The organism is Oceanispirochaeta sp. M1 (genome assembly GCF_003346715.1).
Taxonomy (GTDB): Bacteria; Spirochaetota; Spirochaetia; order DSM-2461; family DSM-2461; genus Oceanispirochaeta.
In genome coordinates, this window is sequence record NZ_QQPQ01000053.1 from 1 (window position 1) to 16950 (window position 16950).

The 16950-nt window shown below is 40.5% G+C and carries 18 protein-coding genes; 8 read left to right on the forward strand and 10 right to left on the reverse strand.

Annotated features, from left to right (window positions below; genetic code table 11):
* From DV872_RS27020 to DV872_RS23060, 8 genes are all read right to left on the reverse strand, one after another.
* Nucleotides 1-186, reverse strand: a 186-nt coding sequence (locus DV872_RS27020; protein ID WP_216664439.1) for a hypothetical protein, incomplete at its 3' end; no start/stop codon positions are given.
* A 2-nt stretch (nucleotides 187-188) separates the two neighbouring features.
* A complete protein-coding gene (gene glf, locus DV872_RS23030; RefSeq protein ID WP_114632322.1) occupies nucleotides 189-1310 on the reverse strand; it encodes a UDP-galactopyranose mutase in 1122 nt (373 codons plus the stop codon).
* 238 nt (nucleotides 1311-1548) lie between these two features.
* Nucleotides 1549-2283: an ABC transporter ATP-binding protein gene (locus tag DV872_RS23035; protein WP_114632323.1), complete on the reverse strand. Its 735-nt coding sequence runs from the start codon at nucleotides 2281-2283 to the stop codon at nucleotides 1549-1551.
* Nucleotides 2284-2285: 2 nt separating this feature from the next.
* Nucleotides 2286-3071, reverse strand: a complete 786-nt coding sequence (locus DV872_RS23040; protein WP_216664440.1) for an ABC transporter permease — start codon at nucleotides 3069-3071, stop codon at nucleotides 2286-2288.
* 133 nt (nucleotides 3072-3204) lie between these two features.
* Nucleotides 3205-4356, reverse strand: coding sequence for a UDP-galactopyranose mutase (gene glf, locus DV872_RS23045; protein WP_114632325.1), 1152 nt, complete (start codon nucleotides 4354-4356; stop codon nucleotides 3205-3207).
* Nucleotides 4349-6025 carry a glycosyltransferase gene (locus DV872_RS23050; protein ID WP_114632326.1) on the reverse strand — a complete coding sequence of 559 codons (1677 nt, stop codon included), beginning with the start codon at nucleotides 6023-6025 and terminating at the stop codon, nucleotides 4349-4351. The genes glf (DV872_RS23045) and DV872_RS23050 overlap by 8 nt, the downstream gene beginning before the upstream one ends.
* A 78-nt stretch (nucleotides 6026-6103) precedes the next feature.
* Nucleotides 6104-7279, reverse strand: coding sequence for a sialidase family protein (locus tag DV872_RS23055; protein WP_114632327.1), 1176 nt, complete (start codon nucleotides 7277-7279; stop codon nucleotides 6104-6106).
* 201 nt (nucleotides 7280-7480) lie between these two features.
* A complete protein-coding gene (locus tag DV872_RS23060; RefSeq protein ID WP_158547133.1) occupies nucleotides 7481-8494 on the reverse strand; it encodes a sensor histidine kinase in 1014 nt (337 codons plus the stop codon).
* Between the two features lie 139 nt (nucleotides 8495-8633).
* On the opposite strand from DV872_RS23060, the gene DV872_RS23065 reads away from it, so the two are divergent.
* Complete coding sequence (locus DV872_RS23065; RefSeq protein WP_114632329.1) at nucleotides 8634-9233, forward strand: ECF transporter S component; 600 nt, start codon at nucleotides 8634-8636, stop codon at nucleotides 9231-9233.
* Here DV872_RS23065 and DV872_RS23070 read toward each other — a convergent pair.
* Nucleotides 9223-9678, reverse strand: a complete 456-nt coding sequence (locus DV872_RS23070; protein ID WP_114632330.1) for a hypothetical protein — start codon at nucleotides 9676-9678, stop codon at nucleotides 9223-9225. The genes DV872_RS23065 and DV872_RS23070 overlap by 11 nt on opposite strands.
* Nucleotides 9679-9737: 59 nt before the next feature.
* On the opposite strand from DV872_RS23070, the gene DV872_RS23075 reads away from it, so the two are divergent.
* On the forward strand, nucleotides 9738-9974 hold the full coding sequence (locus tag DV872_RS23075; RefSeq protein WP_114632331.1) for a hypothetical protein: 237 nt from the start codon (nucleotides 9738-9740) through the stop codon (nucleotides 9972-9974).
* 332 nt (nucleotides 9975-10306) lie between these two features.
* On the opposite strand, the gene DV872_RS23080 is transcribed toward DV872_RS23075, so the two are convergent.
* Entirely contained in the window at nucleotides 10307-11665 is a 1359-nt protein-coding gene (locus tag DV872_RS23080) for an ATP-binding protein (RefSeq protein WP_114632332.1), read from the reverse strand.
* Nucleotides 11666-11958: 293 nt separating this feature from the next.
* Here DV872_RS23080 and DV872_RS23085 point away from each other — a divergent pair, with 293 nt between their 5' ends.
* The 6 genes from DV872_RS23085 to DV872_RS23110 are packed head-to-tail and all read left to right on the forward strand — an operon-like array spanning nucleotide 11959 to nucleotide 16906.
* Nucleotides 11959-12324: a hypothetical protein gene (locus DV872_RS23085; protein WP_158547134.1), complete on the forward strand. Its 366-nt coding sequence runs from the start codon at nucleotides 11959-11961 to the stop codon at nucleotides 12322-12324.
* A 56-nt stretch (nucleotides 12325-12380) separates the two neighbouring features.
* A complete protein-coding gene (locus DV872_RS23090) occupies nucleotides 12381-12596 on the forward strand; it encodes a helix-turn-helix domain-containing protein (RefSeq protein WP_158547135.1) in 216 nt (71 codons plus the stop codon).
* The gene (locus DV872_RS23095; protein ID WP_114632335.1) at nucleotides 12593-13045 is read left to right on the forward strand and encodes a PTS sugar transporter subunit IIA; all 453 of its coding nucleotides are present in this window, start codon (nucleotides 12593-12595) and stop codon (nucleotides 13043-13045) included. Before DV872_RS23090 ends, DV872_RS23095 begins: the two co-directional genes overlap by 4 nt.
* A complete protein-coding gene (locus DV872_RS23100) occupies nucleotides 13045-14733 on the forward strand; it encodes a cation:proton antiporter (RefSeq protein ID WP_114632336.1) in 1689 nt (562 codons plus the stop codon). Before DV872_RS23095 ends, DV872_RS23100 begins: the two co-directional genes overlap by 1 nt.
* A 1-nt stretch (nucleotide 14734) precedes the next feature.
* Entirely contained in the window at nucleotides 14735-15625 is an 891-nt protein-coding gene (locus DV872_RS23105; RefSeq protein WP_114632337.1) for a CBS domain-containing protein, read from the forward strand.
* Between the two features lie 3 nt (nucleotides 15626-15628).
* Entirely contained in the window at nucleotides 15629-16906 is a 1278-nt protein-coding gene (locus DV872_RS23110; RefSeq protein WP_114632338.1) for an SLC13 family permease, read from the forward strand.
* Nucleotides 16907-16950: the final 44 nt, after the last annotated feature.

Sequence of the window (16950 nt, forward strand, 5' to 3'; positions counted from 1 at the left end):
AACTGAATTAGTATTTTTAAAAATATTCAAATCTTCAATTATATTTGATCTATATGACAGTAAATTCGCACTGAATATATCAATTTTTTTAGAAATATTATTTTCCAAATATTCCATCAAAACATTTTCGAAATGTCCAATAAATTCTTTTCCAATTTTATAAATTACTTTTTTTATAAATTTCATTTTTATAACTCAGAAAATAGTGTTAGTGCAGATTTTATTGTATCTTCCATATCAAAGTATTTATATTCACCCAATCTCCCTCCAAAACTTACATTATTAGTTTTGGCACCCTCTTTTCGATATTTTTCGGCAATTTTATTATTTTTATCATTATTTATCGGATAAAAGGGATTTGTTCCATCATCTTCTAATGGTATTTCCTTAATAATAAGAGTTTTATTCTTTACATACTCATTCCAATTCTCTCTATAAAAATGTTTTGGTTCACATATCCGAGTATACTTATACTGACTTTCTGGATAGTTAATCACACTAGTCCCCTGAAAATCATCAACATTTTTGTATTCTGTTTTGAACTCCAGAGCTCTATACTCAAGTTTACCGAATTTATAATTGAAATATCGATCTATTGGGCCAGTATAAATTACATGAGAATCCTGATGGAATGACTTTCGATTTTCAAAATATTCACAATTTAATTTAATTTCGATATTTTCATTATTAATCATTTCTTCAAACATTGAAGAAAAGCTAATTTGTGGAATCCCATGAAATGACTTGTTATAGTAACTTTCATAGTAATTATTTCTGATAGGAATTCTACTCACGATGTTTTCAGGTAGGTCAATTGGATTTTTCCCCCATTGCTTTGAAGTGTAATCTTTAAAAAAAGCTTCATATAATTGTTTCCCAATTAATGAAATAACCTTCTCTTCCATATTTTTAGGAGTTGTAATTTGTTCTTTTTCAATCTCTTTTTTTAAAAATGCTTCTACTTCAAAAGGTTTTAAATTCAATCCATAAAAACTGTTAATCGTTTCTAAATTAATTGGCATTTGATATATTCTATCTTTGTATGTTGTTAATACTTGATGAAAATAGTGATTAAAATTAGTAAATTTTTTAACATAATTTAAGATATTTTCATCTTCAATATGAAAGATATGAGGTCCATACACGTGATATAGAATATTTGTTTCTTTATCATATTTATCAAAGCAATTACCTCCGATATGAGGTCTTTTATCTATTATTATTACTTTATTACCTGCTTTAGATAACTGTTCTGCTAAAACGATACCAAATAAACCTGCTCCAACAATTAAATACTCTTTTTTCTTCATTAATCCTACAATCCCTATATTTCCTATTTAAATAAATTGATCTTTTTCAATTAATATTCTAATTTCTCTAAAAATTGAATTCTAATAATTTAAATCCAAATCAACTTAAAACACTTTCATGAATTAAATTTTAATATTGAGAATATGCCACATTTAGTGGAATAAAATATTTAAATTAATCATAACTTCTTTCAAAATTAGTTTTTATGTTTTTTAGAAAATTAATCATTAAACAAATTCAATTCATAAAGTCTAAATAATTATTTACAACAGTATTAGGATCACCGAAACCTTTTAATATTCCCTCTTCAATCCACAAAACCTTCTGACAGTACTGTTTAATCATGGTTGTGTTATGTGAGACCATAACCACTGTCCGGTCATCGAGGATCATCTCTTCCATCTTCTTCTTACTTTTTTCCCTAAACCTTTCATCTCCTACACTGAATAATTCATCAATTAGGAGGAGGTCAGGATCAACATTGACTGCTATAGAGAAAGCAAGCTTTGATCTCATTCCTGATGAATATGTTCTAACCGGGTTTGAGATAAACTCTCCGATTTCAGAGAAGTTAATGATCTCATCCATCCTTGCATCCAGCTCTTTTTGGGATAGTCCTAATAGGAGTCCACAAAGATAAATATTCTCATGGCCAGAAAGTTCAGGTTTGAAGCCCACACCCAGACTGAGAAGTGAAACTGATTTGGCTCTGTTTATAATTTTCCCACTGTCCGGAGTAAGAGTGTTGGCAAGGACTCTTAAGAGGGTCGATTTCCCGGAACCATTAGAACCGATAACACCCAGGTTTGTGCCATGTTCCAGTTTGAATGAAACACCTTTAAGTGCTTCAAATTCATTCTTCTTTTTTCTGTTTCTTTTAAGCATCACTTCCTTTAATGGCTGTGATTTATAGAATGAATATTTAAGTCGTAAATTTTCAACTTCTAGAATAGGTTCTCTGTATTCACTCATAGTTAGATCACCTTGCTATAGTTTTTGTCTGATTTATAGAGCATTGGAATTCCTAAAGATAAAAGGAATAGACTCGCAATAAGCCAATAACCCAACTCCTGGTAAAGAGGATGTTGACCATACATCAGTGCATTTCTAAAACTCACAAAAAATGTCACATTGGGATTAAACCAGAGAATGTTTTCAAATCCGGCTGGAATTTGATCCATGCTCCAAATACCGGGAGATGAAAAGAACCAGAACATAATCAGGTAACTGATAAGATGAGTCATATCTTCAAAAAGGACACCGACATGTGTGAAAAAGAGGGATAGAGAGTAATAAAACAGGGCAAATACTATAAATGCCGGCAGAAACTCAATGATATGCCAGGTAAAGGGGATTTCATATAGTACCAACATTCCCAGTAAAAGAAGAAATCCGAATATTAGTTTTATTGAGTTTGTCATTAATAATACAAGAGGCAGCGTAAATTTCGGTAAGTAGACCTGTTTAATGATGCTGGCATTTGCTCGAATACAATTTGTACTACTAGACATTAAGGTTGTTGCAACTTTCCAAGGCAACAGAGCACAAAAGACATACAGAGGAAACGCCGGTGTGGCTCTTTGAAATATGAATTGAACGAGGAAAGTATAGACAACCATATGAAGCATTGGATCTAAAAGCCACCAGAGGTAGCCAAGAACGGTGTTGCTTAATTCCGCCTTTAAACTGGATTTTACTGAGAAGGCTATATAGTGTCTGTATTTTTTAAGATCCAGGCAAAAGCGTTTTAAACTGATCAAAATCTTTCCTTATTCGTTTTTATGTAAAACTCCCCCTACCCCACAGAACCTGTTTGGCTGTATTTTAGATCCTTGGATCTTAGTATGGGGGAGCCTTCGTCTGCCGCCGAAACAGTACAGACAATAGCCGGGCTTAGAGCCCTTCTGTTAATGACAACGCCGCTTGTACGGCATCATCCATATCGTAATAACGGTACTCTCCCAGGCGACCCAGGGTGTGAATGTTGTTATATCCTTTCACATCGTCCTGGTACTTCTGATAGAGTGCTCTGTTCTCTTCACTGTCTATGACATAAAAAGGGTTGTTTACTCCCTTTATGTAGGGCGTGGGATACTCCCGGCAGACAGTTGTGTAGCTGTTAACCGGATTCCGCTGAAAATGCTTAAACTCCGTAACACGGGTAAAGTCGTAGTTGTTGGGGTAGTTCACCACCCCTTTTTTCTGAAAGGAACCCTCAAAGGGAAAGCTCTCAAACACAATGCGTGTTGAGCGGTAGGGCAATTCTCCATGACAGGAGTGAAACAGCTCGTCTATGGGGCCTGTGTAGATATACTGGCCCGTAAATAGTTTATTGTTGAGCCAGGTCTTCCCCTCCTTGAGGGTGACCATCTTTGATGCATCTGTGTTTAAAAGCATATGTATATTGGGGTGGTCCGCCATATTCTCCAATAGAGGAGAAAAACCCTTTAAGGGGATGCCCTGGTACTGATCATCGAAGTAGCGGTCATCTCTTGAGATGACGACCGGAACCCTTGCCGATACAGAGTCATCCAGGTCCTCCGGGCGTTTGCCGCCCCACTGCTTGAGGGTGTAGTTTAAAAAGATCTTCTCATACACAAAACGGGCCAGGAACTGCAGGTCCTCGTCCTCTGACTCTCTGAGCCTGAGAATGGGAACCCGCTCTCCCAGGGAAAATTGTTTTAATAACTTCTCCTCTATCTTATTTGAAAGGGAAGCCGGCAACAGGGCATGGAGAGTATTCAGATTAAAGGGAATGGGGATGAGCTGTCCGTCTATGAAGCCCCCCACCGTATGATGGTAGGAAAACCACTCGGTAAAACGGGAGAGAAAATCCCAGACCCTCTGCTTGTCGGTATGGAAGATATGGGGGCCGAAGGGCTGCACCAGAATGCCGTGATCATTGATGAAATCATGGCAATGGCCGCCGATCTTTCTTTTGGCCTCTATGACAAGGACCTTTTTGCCCTCATCCGCCAGTTTGCGTGCGGCCGTCAGACCGCTTATCCCCGCTCCGGCGACGATGACATCTATAGAATTAAACACTCTGTAGTCCCTGGGCCGTATCCAGGCGGTTCTGCCAGAATGTCGTGCTCCGCTGCAGATTGCGGTAACTTCTGCTGGCAGGATAATAGCGATAGAGGCCCGATAAGTTCAGCTTCCAGAACCTGAGAGTCAGGATGATAATCTCTTTCCAGTTTCTGCTGCGTATCTCTGCCTGTACTTCATCATGGCTGTACACCGCCAGTTTCCCATGAAGGAAATACCAGGGGCTGTACCATCGCCTGAAGCTGGCAGGAATTCTATACGTATTCTTAAGCTCATCCCTGGATCTTTTCTTGAAGTCCGTAGGCATGTTCTTATCTTTTAAAAGTTCCTGCTCATTCAAGGCTGTTATATACTCAGCCCCTTCCAGAAAATCATCAAAGGCATCCAGTGCCAGAGAGGCCGAGCGGTAGTCGTGTACAAAAATCTGCACATAAAAATGGGACCAGGCATTAACCAGAGAATTGAGAACTGAGAATTTCCTATGATGCAGAGAGTTCAGAATCAGGGTGTTTCTACAGAAAAAATAACTCTTGAACAGAGGAGAGAACTTCTTGGTGAAGGGCTCATGCCATACGGCGATCCCATTCATTGTGATAAAGCCTGAAGCTCTTTTGAGACTGTAGTCCATATCGTCCCCGTAGATGAAAAAGGGGAAAGGGAGCTGAGTGTCCGTATCCTTTTTCAAGGGGATGGCGCAATACCACCAGGCGGCATATTTATTATTGGCCTTGATATCCTGATCGGAGCTGCAGAGATTCTCTAACTCTGTGAGATCGAGATCTCTATAATAATTTTTAACCCTCATCCCATTCCAGCGGGCCGTTGACTCAAACATCATATGAGGCTTATCAAGCTGCATCATGCCGCCGGAAAGAAAGTGATTATCATATTCAGGCTTAAGACAGGAGAGGAGCACCCCGCTTCGTCTGACAGTTTCTGCCTCGATGCGGATGTCATCATCCATTAAAAGGACATGACTGTAATTCTCACGGCTTTTCAGGGCCTCCATGATGCCTCTGGTAAAACCTCCGCTTCCTCCCACATTGGGATTATGAAACAGATGAAAACCATCTCCAAGTTCGGCAATCTTTGACTGCTCTATCCTGGAAGCATTATCCACAATCAGAACATCAAGATTGTCCATTCCTGCATCTTTCAGGACATTAAGATTTTCAAAGAGGTATTCGTCTCTGTTGAAAGTGCAGAACACTGCTGCAATCCTGGAGCTGTGTTTAAAAGGGAGCTTTGCAGAAGACCAGGTTGCGGAGATAAGCATACAGGGGCTCTTCGCCTCGATTTGTACCGCCAGCTTACCGGCAAACAACCTCTCCGGAACCTCAAGCTCAAACTCTCCTCTGCTGAGAATAGTTGTAACACTCTCTTCAAGGACCTTCGCATTCTCATCCAGAGAATGGATTGTAACAACACAGCTTCCCTTGACATCCACAATAAGACTCAGGGATTCAAGACCGGTGTATAGAGACCACTTATCCCATGAAAAAAGATTGAAGTAGGTACCCAGATCCAGCACTCCACCCCTGTCGATGACAATTCCATTTTTAGAAGGAAGAATTCTTGACCCCCGGTAGTATAAGTCGTAGGGGACTCCCTTTTTGGCTGAGAGGGTAAAATGCTGTAAAGTGGTAAGACCTGCCGTTTGTTTCATTATGGAGAGGAGTTTATCAATCAGTTTTTTTAACTGATATAGGCAGATTTCCTATATTAATCTTCTGCGGGTTTAAAACTATTGGGCGTAACCATCAATGATCCAGATCTCAACAGAACCGTCATCAGAATAGGCATTGGTCGACGTAAGGGCAATGATTCTGCCATCACTGAGAACTTCAATAGAGTTCCACAACGCTCTCTTGTCTAAAGGGACAGCAAAGGGATAGGAGGGGTGTGCAAAGTCCTGACCCGAGGCATCTCCCACCAGGACCATCTGATGGCTCAGATCCCAGTCCCCTCCCCTCTCATAATTGGTCTGCATAGAGAGAAGGACCTCTCCCGAGGGGAGTCTCTGCAGATAGGGTGCTCCCATATAGACACTGTCAGAAACCTCAGTAGCCAGAGGCATATAACTTCTTCTGTAATCATAAGATACGACCAGAGGACGCCAGCTGTCGACCAGGCCCTCAGTTAAAATAGAAGGCTTGAATGCTCCTACATTTTTATCTTCGATACCCAGAATAATCTGATTTCTATCCTCCAGAAAAAGGGGCACAGGCATACCGTCCCGACCGCCCTCTCTGAAGCTGACAATCTCAGGTTCCCGGCTCCAGCTCAGCCCCTTATCAAAAGATCGTAATATAGAGATATTCTGTTCATCCGAATTGGTATAGGGAGCTTCATCTGCAAAATAGAGCTGGATTTCACCACCTGGCAACTCCAGAAAACTCGGTTCCCAGCAACCGTTTTCAAACTCATGTCCCCCTTCATAGAGGACATTGCTCACACCCCAGCTCTCTCCACTATCCCTGCTGATTTTGACCGCAATAGAAAAATTACGTCCCACAGAATAGGGTTCTTCGGGCCTGTAGTTGACCGCCATAAGCAGGGTCCCCTCTGAGAGCTCAATAATTTCGGGAACCGAAGGATTTATTTGATTGACCCCTGAGAATACAACGGTGGCTTCGGACCAGCTGTAACCACCGTCCACACTCTTAGACAGCATCACTTTTTTATGACTGACAGATTCATACACAAGGAGAAGGCTGCCGTCATTCAGTTCTTCCAATCTGGGATAGCTGAGAGAAATAAATGTATTTGATAGAGCTGACACCTTCCTGAGACTGGACTCTACCCAGTGAATCTTGCTGCGTCCCGCTACATCGCTGTCGTCCAGGTCATCATATTCAGTCTGGCATGATAAAAGGAGAAAAGAGGCTGACAAAAGGAGAAAAAGTAAACTTTTTTTCATAGAAAAGCCTCCTTTTCAAAATATAGGAATCTTGCCTATAGCACGAGAGCTTATTCTATGATTATAATTTTAAAGGGATTTTTTACGCTTATCTGGAACATGAAACTACAAACAATTCATATAAAAACCATAGTAATTCTAGATTAGGCACATTGGCTACATATTTGTACTTGAGAAAGGCATGAAAAGTTAAGTGATCAATTAGTTATTCGGCATCTGTAAGCGAACAGTTGTTCCAGCCCCGGAGATGCTTTCTATATTCATCTTACCACCGTAATGCTCAAAACGGTTCTCCATAATCCCCAGTGAAAGCCCCAGCTCTGCATAAGCCTTCAGATTATGGGGAATAGGAAAACCATATCCGTTATCTCTGACCGTCACCTTAATACCGGATTCATCCTGATTAAAATCAATAGTAAGCTCTGAGGCCTCTGCATGTGCTTTCACGTTCATTACAAGCTGCTGCAGAGAAACATAGAGATCATACTGTTTTTCATAAGCAAGCAGGCTCTCATCCATGCTGCCTGTTATGCTGATTTTTAAGTTCGTTGATTGAAAATTCTGAATAAAATCCTGAAAGGCTGCTGTCACACCCACTGTCTTGAGATGGAGAGGTTCAAGACTGTTTATGACGGTACGCATATTATCGGTAATATTGTTTATTGATTCCTTTAAATCAGAATTATTGCTGAGATCGGGATTCATATAGAGGACTGCCACATCCTGAAGGATACGATCATGAAGAATTTCGGCAACCTGATGCCGCTCTTTAATTCTGAATGAATTGGCAGTTTCCAGAAATTCCCTGTCCCGTTTCTCTTTCTCCCGGAGTTTCTGGTTTGCCAGCAGAGAGAACAGACTCACAGCGAAATGGAGAAAAATAGCTGTATTCATTAGAAAAAACAGCATTCTAAACATCTTAAGCCTCTGGTTTAGAATTTCACTCAGATGCAAAGAAAGCTCCATTATAGCCTTATGCAGATAAAATACGGTCTCACCCCGGGTAGAAATATCCGATTGCCTGTATTGAGTGATCAGTGGTTCAATCTCCCACAGCTTACCCTGAACAATGGCAAATGATTTTCTTTCAATTGAGAAGTCAATATCCTCAATGACATCCAGAATTAACTGATCATTCAATGCGACCTTTCCATCTTCACCCAGGAGAAAGGCATCCACAGTCAATTTTTGAACAGAAACAATTTGCTCAAGCAAACTGTTATTTACTAAAACGAGAGGAAAAATAATTATAATTATTGCCAGTAAGGAGGTAATAACGAGTAGACTATTTGAATTGAGTTTTAAAAATTTTATTATTTTTATCATCTTTATATTAAATGTGTTAATATTCATTATGGAAAATTCAATAGAAAAAGTCAAAAACAAAAATTCATTTTCTATAGTAATTTCTATAATAGCAATTTCGATTCTGCTGAACCTTGCTTTAAGCTGGTTTAATAATACAATAATAAAGTCACCCATTTTCCTGGACAGTATATTTACAATTCTCTCTGCTATGATATTGGGTCCGATTGCCGGAATTACCGTAGGTGCCCTGACAAATGCGGGTATGGAGTTCATATACGGTTTCAGCGGTTATTACTGTCCTTTTGCCGCCTGTAACATGCTCACTGGACTGATAATAGGAATCATGAGCCGCAGAAGACTCTTTGATAAAAGTATATACCTGACCCTGGCCGTTCTTCTGCTGACTCTTGCTAACGCCCTGATGGGTTCATTTATTGCTTTCTTTGTTTTCAAGGGCTATACGAATGTTCAATTAGATCTGATTATTGATGCTCTTGTAAATACAGGAATGTCTTTATCTACTGCATCATTCTGGTCAAGAATACCTACCAATCTGATAGATAAGATATTATCAGTTTATCTGGCATTCATCATGTATTATTTTTATAGGAAAAAAAGAGGAGAACCTCTACCGTCTATTTTTTAATTTCCTCATAAACAGTGCTGCCATATTCTAATACCTGTGTACTATAATGTGCATATTCACTTAAGGACTCTAAAATCTTCGGATAATCTTCATCCTCAACACGGCCTTTCATAAAAAGATAGTTTAGCATCATCAAGGTATTAAAGTATTCCAGTCCCAGCTTATCCGCTTTCATCAGAAGCTTTCGATCTTCTGACAGGAGTGGAACCCTATGGATCTGTGCCAGAAGAAGGAGGGAATCATCATTTGTAATATCATTATTCTCAAGCTGTACCGCCCTTACCGGCAGATGAGGCCAGCCGACCTCTTCAAGAACCTGGGGAGTAGAAATAAGTTCCACCTCCGCAGCCAATGAACCTAGAAGTCCTATACGAAGGTGATAGATCATACTGCTGGCATCAATACACAGGCATTTTATACCTGTCTTGAAAATTTCAGGGATCATCTGACCTCCTCCTGATAAAGCTCTAGAAACACTCACAGCATACCGGTTATATTACATCCATGACAATTCAGCAGTGGATAAAAAACCAGAGTCCCTCTCTTCAGATGGAGATATATAAAAGAATATCCCATTTTCTCTCAAATAACGAACTCAAATATATCATGCAGGGTGTGGCAGATGGCCGGAATATGATGCTGCTCCATGAGGAACTGGGACTGTTTGAAAAATATCAGATAGACATGCTCCGGATGATGGATATTATCCGAAAAAACCATCTGGATGAAGTAAATATGTAAAAAACAGGCTTTTCAGCCCCAAATTGTACCTTTTGGTCGATAGATATTTATCTTATTAAGGTAGAGATTATATTAATCCTGCTAACTTTAAGGCACAAAATGAAAACGACTATCACTGTTATTCAGATTATAATTCATATGCTGATTCTTATATCAGGCACAATACTATTCAGAATAGACGGAAGCTTATTTTTGCTTATCCCCATGGTCTATTGTATTCTTATAATATTATATCAGCTCTTTGGATTCCTGCCGTCTGGAAAAATATCAGATAATCCGTAACATCTATTAGGTAGATTATTATTTTGTTTTAGAATCAGTGAATTAGTCTTTTAGGTATTTTGATCTTCTATTTCAGAATATTCGAGATAATCCATAATCTTACCTGCTAAATAATAGGGAAGATTCCATAAGGTGTATTTAGAGCCCCCGGGAGTATCAATTTCCTGTTTTAGAATTTTATCAGCATACAGCCTGACAGCGACAGTCTGCTTTGAGTGTTCCATATAGTAATGTAGTGATCGCAACCTGCCTGTTTTGCCGGATTTCACCTCCACAGGGACAGGATATTTCCCGTATTGTAGAATAAAATCTATTTCAGAACTGGCTCCCGAATTCTCTCTAACCCAAAACACCGGTTTCCTGAACGAAATGATTTCTTTGGCAAGGATTTCCTGCCCGACAATATGCTCGGCGATTCTCCCACGATAGAGACTATTTAAATCCTTTGGATTTAGTAGCTGCTTCTGAATCCCCGAATAATAATTCAGCAATCCTGTATCTAGAAACTGCAATCGGGGTGATTTTTTTTTATTAGGAATTAAGGGATAATCAAAATCAGTAACCGGATAAGAAAGGGAAATAAGCATTGATCTCTCAAGTATTCTGAAGGCTTCTCCACTTTCCCTGGAACGGTAAGAAGAATTCCCAAAACCCTGGAATTTCATCCTTTTTCCAGCCTCCATAGGTGATGTTTCAATGATATGTCTAATCACCTGATACATCGAACGACCAGAGGCATATTTAGCAGCATCATCTGTGTAGGAAATAAGAAGAGATTCATAAATGGGTGCCAGCCGGCTTAAGTCGTGATGCTTCAGGTATTCTGCACAAATTTCCGGCATACCTCCAATCAGAGAATATTCATGGAATAGTTCAAGAATTTTATCATGTGCATAATCAGGAACAGGTACAGACTGAAACAAATCAAACACAGCTTTCTGATTTCGGGCTCTCAGATATTCTTCAAACGTAAGAGGATGCATATACAAAAATTCAACTCGACCAACTGGAAAACTGATCTGTTCCTTATCTAGATATACTTCCAGAAGAGATCCGGCACATACAACAAACAGATCCTCTGCCTCTTCATATAAATATCGAAGCATACTAACTGCTTTGGTAGAATTGTGTATTTCATCAATAAATAACAATGTCGACTTCTCGTCGGGGTCAGAGTCTTTTAAAAAAAAGACTGCCTCCAGTACTTTATCCACCGGCAGATCCTGTTCAAAAAGATCTCGATCAGCTTTCTGTTCCAGATTTAGGTATATATACTGCTCAAAATCATGAGAGAACATTTCTACAGCTGTGGTTTTTCCCACCTGACGGGCTCCTCTCAAAATAAGAGGTTTCCGATTCTCTTTTTTTGCCCAATGCCTCAACTCATCGACAATTTTTCGTTTTATCATACATATATGGTATATTATTATACATAAATTGTATAGATTAGCCTGTATTCTGTTACATAATGATAGAGTATTTCTTATTATTCTGTCTAAGCGTCAATACACAGAACCGAGAGACCCTTTAAATATATCAGATAGATATGCTCCGGATGATGGATATAATCCGTAACATCTATCCTGATGAAGTAGTAATGTAAGACACAAAAGTGGTGCCATTTTCCTTTATTTTCCCTTATATTCCCTAATAATCTCTTATAGTGATTGACTTTTATTTTCTGTCATGTTCATATGGCCCCATGAAGAAGGTTTTGCCTCTAGTCAGCATAATTTCATTTATCCTCTCAGGAATCATTGGGCTTGAAATATCAGAAAACTCAAATTTTCAAATGACTGATGGAGCTGCACAGTATGTAAACATACCGGGACAGTCCCTGCCCTCCCACTCTGGTGATTCAATGCTTGAAAATGACAGCAAAGAGGAAGAAGAGGAAGGAAGGACCCACTCCCGGGCCAGAGCCAGAGCCAACAGCCTTATTCTTCCTGATCAGAAAAGAGAAAACCCCTTTTTACAGAGACCCCAGAGAAGTATTAGAATTGAATTGCCTCATGATAATACTCATGACCTGCCCTTTGCCCTGAGAGCCCCCCCTCTAACGGCTTAATACCCTTTTAAAAGATTATTAATTCTCACTTTTTCAAACAATAATGGAGCCTCATTTTGGAAATAAACACAAAAAGACTCTTAACAGTCGCAGATGTTGCGGCGTATTTACAGCTATCTGAAAAGACAGTTCTCGGACTGATTAAAAAGAAAGAAATTCCCTGTATGAAAATTGCCAATCAATGGCGCTTCTCCTATCCGGAACTGAATGAATGGCTGACAGTAAAAACTCAAAACGAAATGAAAAAAGAAAGCGGAGACATAGATAAATGACCCTTGATAAATTTTTAAAGCAGGATAACTGCATTATCCTGAACAGCAAAACAAAAACAGAAGCATTTCATGAAATGATTGATCTGGTAAAAGATGATTCTCTTGTAAAAGACATCGAGAACCTCAAGAAAGAAATTTTCTACAGGGAACAGATCATGAGTACCGGAATCGGCCAGGGTATCGGAATCCCGCATGTCAGATTCGGTTCAATAAAAGAACCTCAGGTTTATGTGGGTATCAGCCCTGAAGGACTGAATGACTATGATTCAATAGATAACGTCCCTGTAAAAATCGTCATCATGATTCTTGTGGGGGCCGAACAGCACAAGGAGTACCTGAGAACTCTCTCACTCATCGTCGGACGGCTTAAAAACGAAGAAATAATTAAATCACTGTTTCAGGTCACATCTGCAAATGAGATTCTTCCCATTTTTATTGGAGAAGAATAATGTTTCAGCAATTCATAAATGAATATTTTGTCATAGACCATCTCAATATCATTTTTTTACTGGGAATCATACTTTTCGGAGGCACATGGGTAGGCCGGTTTTTTCAGAAACTGAAAATACCTCAGGTAGTCGGCTATATCTGTCTGGGTGTCATACTGGGAAAAACCGGTTTTAACTTCATTGATGATAGCACCCTGTCAACTCTGCAGCCCTTCAATTTCTTTGCATTGGGACTGATCGGTTTTATGATCGGTGGAGAGCTGAAAACAAAAACCCTTAAGAAATATGGAAAACAATTCTCTCTTATCCTGATTATGGAAGCCTTCGGAGCCTTTATCATTGTGAGCATTGCCATGACCTTTTTCGGAATCATGCTGTTTAAGGATTCAAAACTGGGACTGGCATTCGGACTTCTCATGGGAGCCATCTCATCGGCAACAGCTCCGGCGGCCACAACTGATGTTCTTTGGGAAAATAAGACAAAGGGACCTCTGACAACCATAATTCTCGGCATTGTTGCCATGGATGATGCAATTGCTCTTCTTCTTTTTGCCATGGCCACCAGCCTGGCCGGACTGCTTATGGGTCAGGCCGATACAAGCATAAGCTACAGCGTCCTTGTATTTGTCTGGGAAATAGGAGCGGCTATTGTTCTGGGATTTACTGCGGGCATGGTGATAAGACAGGTATTCAAATCCTTTATTGATGATGACAGAATCCTGGCTTTTTCAATCGGAGCAATCCTTCTTCTTATAGGATGTGCACAGCTCCTGCAGGTGGATATCATCCTCACAACCATGAGTATGGGCTTTTTTATTACAAACAGGGCTCCTCTGAAGAGTAAAAGAACATTTCATGTGGTTGAAAAGTTCACTCCCCCTGTGTACATCCTGTTTTTCGTCCTTGTAGGGGCCAAACTGGACATATCAGGGCTGACAAAAACAACAATTGCCCTGGCTCTGGTCTACATTGTTGCCAGAATCATAGGTAAAGCACTGGGTGCCGTAACAGGAGCCAGACTCTCGGGAGCTCCTTCCACGGTACAAAAATATCTCCCCTTCTGTCTTCTGAGTCAGGCGGGAGTAGCCATTGGACTCTCCATTGTCGCCAGTCAGACCTTTGACGGTGTTCTGGGAGATACCATTGTTCTGGTTATTACAGCCACCACTTTTGTTGTTCAGCTGGTGGGACCGAGCATGGTCAAATATGCGGTTGATAAATCGGGCGAAGCCGGTCTGAACATCAGCGAAAGTGACCTGATTCAGCAGAGTAAGGTCAGAGATATTGCAGATAAGGCCATTCCCGTCATTCGTGAAGGGGAAAGCGTTAATAATATACTGAAAATCTTTGCAGAACGGGATAATTTCTACTACCCCGTTGTCAATAAAGACGATCTTCTTACGGGAATCATATCCATTGAAAAACTGAAAGACACATTTATTTCATCCTATTCAACCGATTTACTTGTGGCCCATGACATCATGGACAAGGTCAATTATACCTGCCGGATGGATACAGAAGCATCTGAGATCTACAGCATCTTCAAGAAAAGTAATATTCCATCAATTCCAATAGTAAACATGGAAGGCAAGGTGGAAGGTATTGTAGAATATAGAAGAATACAACAGCTTATATCTCACAGGCTGGCGGAACTGCAGTTAAAAGCAACAGAAATGGAGGCATCCTGATATGAAACTGGGATCATTAGTCGGAAAAGAATTTATTATCACTGGAGATCATTTTTCCTCGGTCGTTGAAGCCGCGGACAGTCTGGTGGACTTGATGAATAAAAAAATCAAGCTTCCTGTAGATTCGGCAGAAGTAAAAAAAATCATACGTGAAAGAGAGGCTCTGGGAGGAACCGTACTCCCCCCGGGAGTTGCCATCCCTCATGGCCGTGTTGAAGGGTTTCAGGATATTCTGATGGGGATATGGGTTCCCAACACCCCCCTGGAAACAGATCAGGGACCTTTGAAAATTTTATTTTTCTTTATCACCTCAAAAGTGGGATCTCCCCTCTATCTCCCCGTTTTATCCTGTATAGGAAAATATTTCTCTGATAGTGAATTTCTCGATTCCCTGATGGGAAAAACGGCATTACAGATTCATGATCTTCTGAACACAATGCAGTTGAAAAAAGAGATTACCATAGAAGATATCATGACCACAGATCCCGTCTCATGTAATGAGAACATGAGTCTGGCTCAACTGGCGGATCTATTCTATCAAAAAAGACTCAGCTTTCTTCCTGTGGTAAACAACAATAATCAGCTGGTGGGTGAAGTAACCATTAAAGACCTGCTGTCAAACGGTATCCCCGACTATGTAAAACGACTCGGAAATGTAAAATTCATGAAAACACTGGAACCCTTTGAGGTCATGCTGAGAGATGAAGACCGCATCCTGATCAAAGAGATTATGAGGCCCATAAACCGGGGCATCTCAAAGGATGCATCCATCCTGGAAGCTGTTATTTTAATCACCACAAAAGGATTCAGACACATTCCCGTCATCGAAAATGAAAAACTTATCGGGATGATCAGTGAAACAGACATCCTCCAGAAAGTGATTCGGGGCTGAGGTATGACACAATTAATTATCGGAGTAGCCCTCTTTGTATTACTGTTTATACTTATTTCATTTGAAACAATTAATAAGACGATCCTGGCACTGCTGGGAGCCGTACTTTTTATCGCCATGGGCATTCTGAATGAACATCAGGCCTACGCGGAGATAGACTGGAATGTCATATTTCTTCTGATCGGAATGATGGTCATTGTAGGAATTACGAAACGCTCCGGACTGTTTCAGTACATTGCAATTAAATCGGCCAAACTTGTTCATGGAGACCCTGTCAAAATTCTAATACTGTTCTCCATTATAACTGCAGTTCTATCGGCATTACTGGACAATGTAACAACCGTACTGATACTGACCCCCGTCATTATTTTGATATCCGTAGAGCTGGGGCTGAATCCTGTCCCCTATATAATCAGCTGTGCCCTTGCTTCTAATATTGGTGGAATGGCCACCCTGATCGGAGATCCACCCAATATAATGATCGGTAGTGCAGCGGGCCTGGGATTCATGGAATTTCTTGTCAATCTGGGACCTCTTGTTCTTATACTGATGGTTGTACACATCCTGCTGATCTTGCGCTTTTTCAAAAAGGATCTTGAGGTCAGCATGGAGAGACGGGCCCGTATCATGGACTTTGATGAAAACGCCTCAATAAAGGATGTAAAACTTCTGATAAAGAGCCTGGTGGTTCTATTTTTTGTGCTTGTCCTTTTTATGTGTCACGGCATCACCGGGCTGGAACCTTCTACGGTTGCCCTCGGGGGAGCCGCGGTACTGATGCTTCTGGCAGGTGGAGACGATGTGGAAGAGTTCTTTCACGAGGTGGAATGGTCCACTATCTTCTTTTTTATCGGCCTGTTTATCATGGTCGGGGGACTGGTAGTTCTGGGAGCCATCGATTTCCTTGCGGGAAAATACCTGATTCTCACAAAAGGAAATATCCTTATAACTTCAGAATCCATTATCTGGGTGAGCGGCTTTCTGTCTGCCTTTCTGGATAATATTCCCTATGTGGCAACGATGATTCCCCTGGTGGAGCATCTTAGTGCAGAACTGGGAGCAACGGCAACAGAACCTGTGTGGTGGTCTCTGGCCATAGGAGCCTGTCTCGGAGGAAACGGAACTCTTATCGGAGCCTCAGCCAATGTTGTCAGTGCGGGTATATCAAGTAGAAGCGGTTACAAAATCTCTTTTATTGAATTTACCAAATACGGGATGATTGTCATGGTGATCACTCTTGCGATCTCCAGCCTGTATGTCTACCTCAGGTATCTGATCTGACGGCTTCAAGGAGCTGAAGAGAGGCAGAGGACGCTGCCTCTCTT

Excerpts from the sequence above, each read along its gene's own strand:
- DV872_RS23050 (WP_114632326.1), bottom strand. The coding sequence starts at position 6,025 with ATGAAACAAACGGCAGGTCTTACCACTTTACAGCATTTTACCCTCTCA.
- DV872_RS23035 (WP_114632323.1), bottom strand. The coding sequence starts at position 2,283 with ATGAGTGAATACAGAGAACCTATTCTAGAAGTTGAAAATTTACGACTT.
- DV872_RS23095 (WP_114632335.1), top strand. The coding sequence starts at position 12,593 with ATGACCCTTGATAAATTTTTAAAGCAGGATAACTGCATTATCCTGAAC.
- DV872_RS23080 (WP_114632332.1), bottom strand. The coding sequence starts at position 11,665 with ATGATAAAACGAAAAATTGTCGATGAGTTGAGGCATTGGGCAAAAAAA.
- DV872_RS23110 (WP_114632338.1), top strand. The coding sequence starts at position 15,629 with ATGACACAATTAATTATCGGAGTAGCCCTCTTTGTATTACTGTTTATA.
- glf (WP_114632322.1), bottom strand. The coding sequence starts at position 1,310 with ATGAAGAAAAAAGAGTATTTAATTGTTGGAGCAGGTTTATTTGGTATC.
- DV872_RS23055 (WP_114632327.1), bottom strand. The coding sequence starts at position 7,279 with ATGAAAAAAAGTTTACTTTTTCTCCTTTTGTCAGCCTCTTTTCTCCTT.
- DV872_RS23065 (WP_114632329.1), top strand. The coding sequence starts at position 8,634 with ATGGAAAATTCAATAGAAAAAGTCAAAAACAAAAATTCATTTTCTATA.
- DV872_RS23105 (WP_114632337.1), top strand. The coding sequence starts at position 14,735 with ATGAAACTGGGATCATTAGTCGGAAAAGAATTTATTATCACTGGAGAT.
- DV872_RS23100 (WP_114632336.1), top strand. The coding sequence starts at position 13,045 with ATGTTTCAGCAATTCATAAATGAATATTTTGTCATAGACCATCTCAAT.
- DV872_RS23070 (WP_114632330.1), bottom strand. The coding sequence starts at position 9,678 with ATGATCCCTGAAATTTTCAAGACAGGTATAAAATGCCTGTGTATTGAT.
- DV872_RS23085 (WP_158547134.1), top strand. The coding sequence starts at position 11,959 with ATGAAGAAGGTTTTGCCTCTAGTCAGCATAATTTCATTTATCCTCTCA.
- DV872_RS23075 (WP_114632331.1), top strand. The coding sequence starts at position 9,738 with ATGACAATTCAGCAGTGGATAAAAAACCAGAGTCCCTCTCTTCAGATG.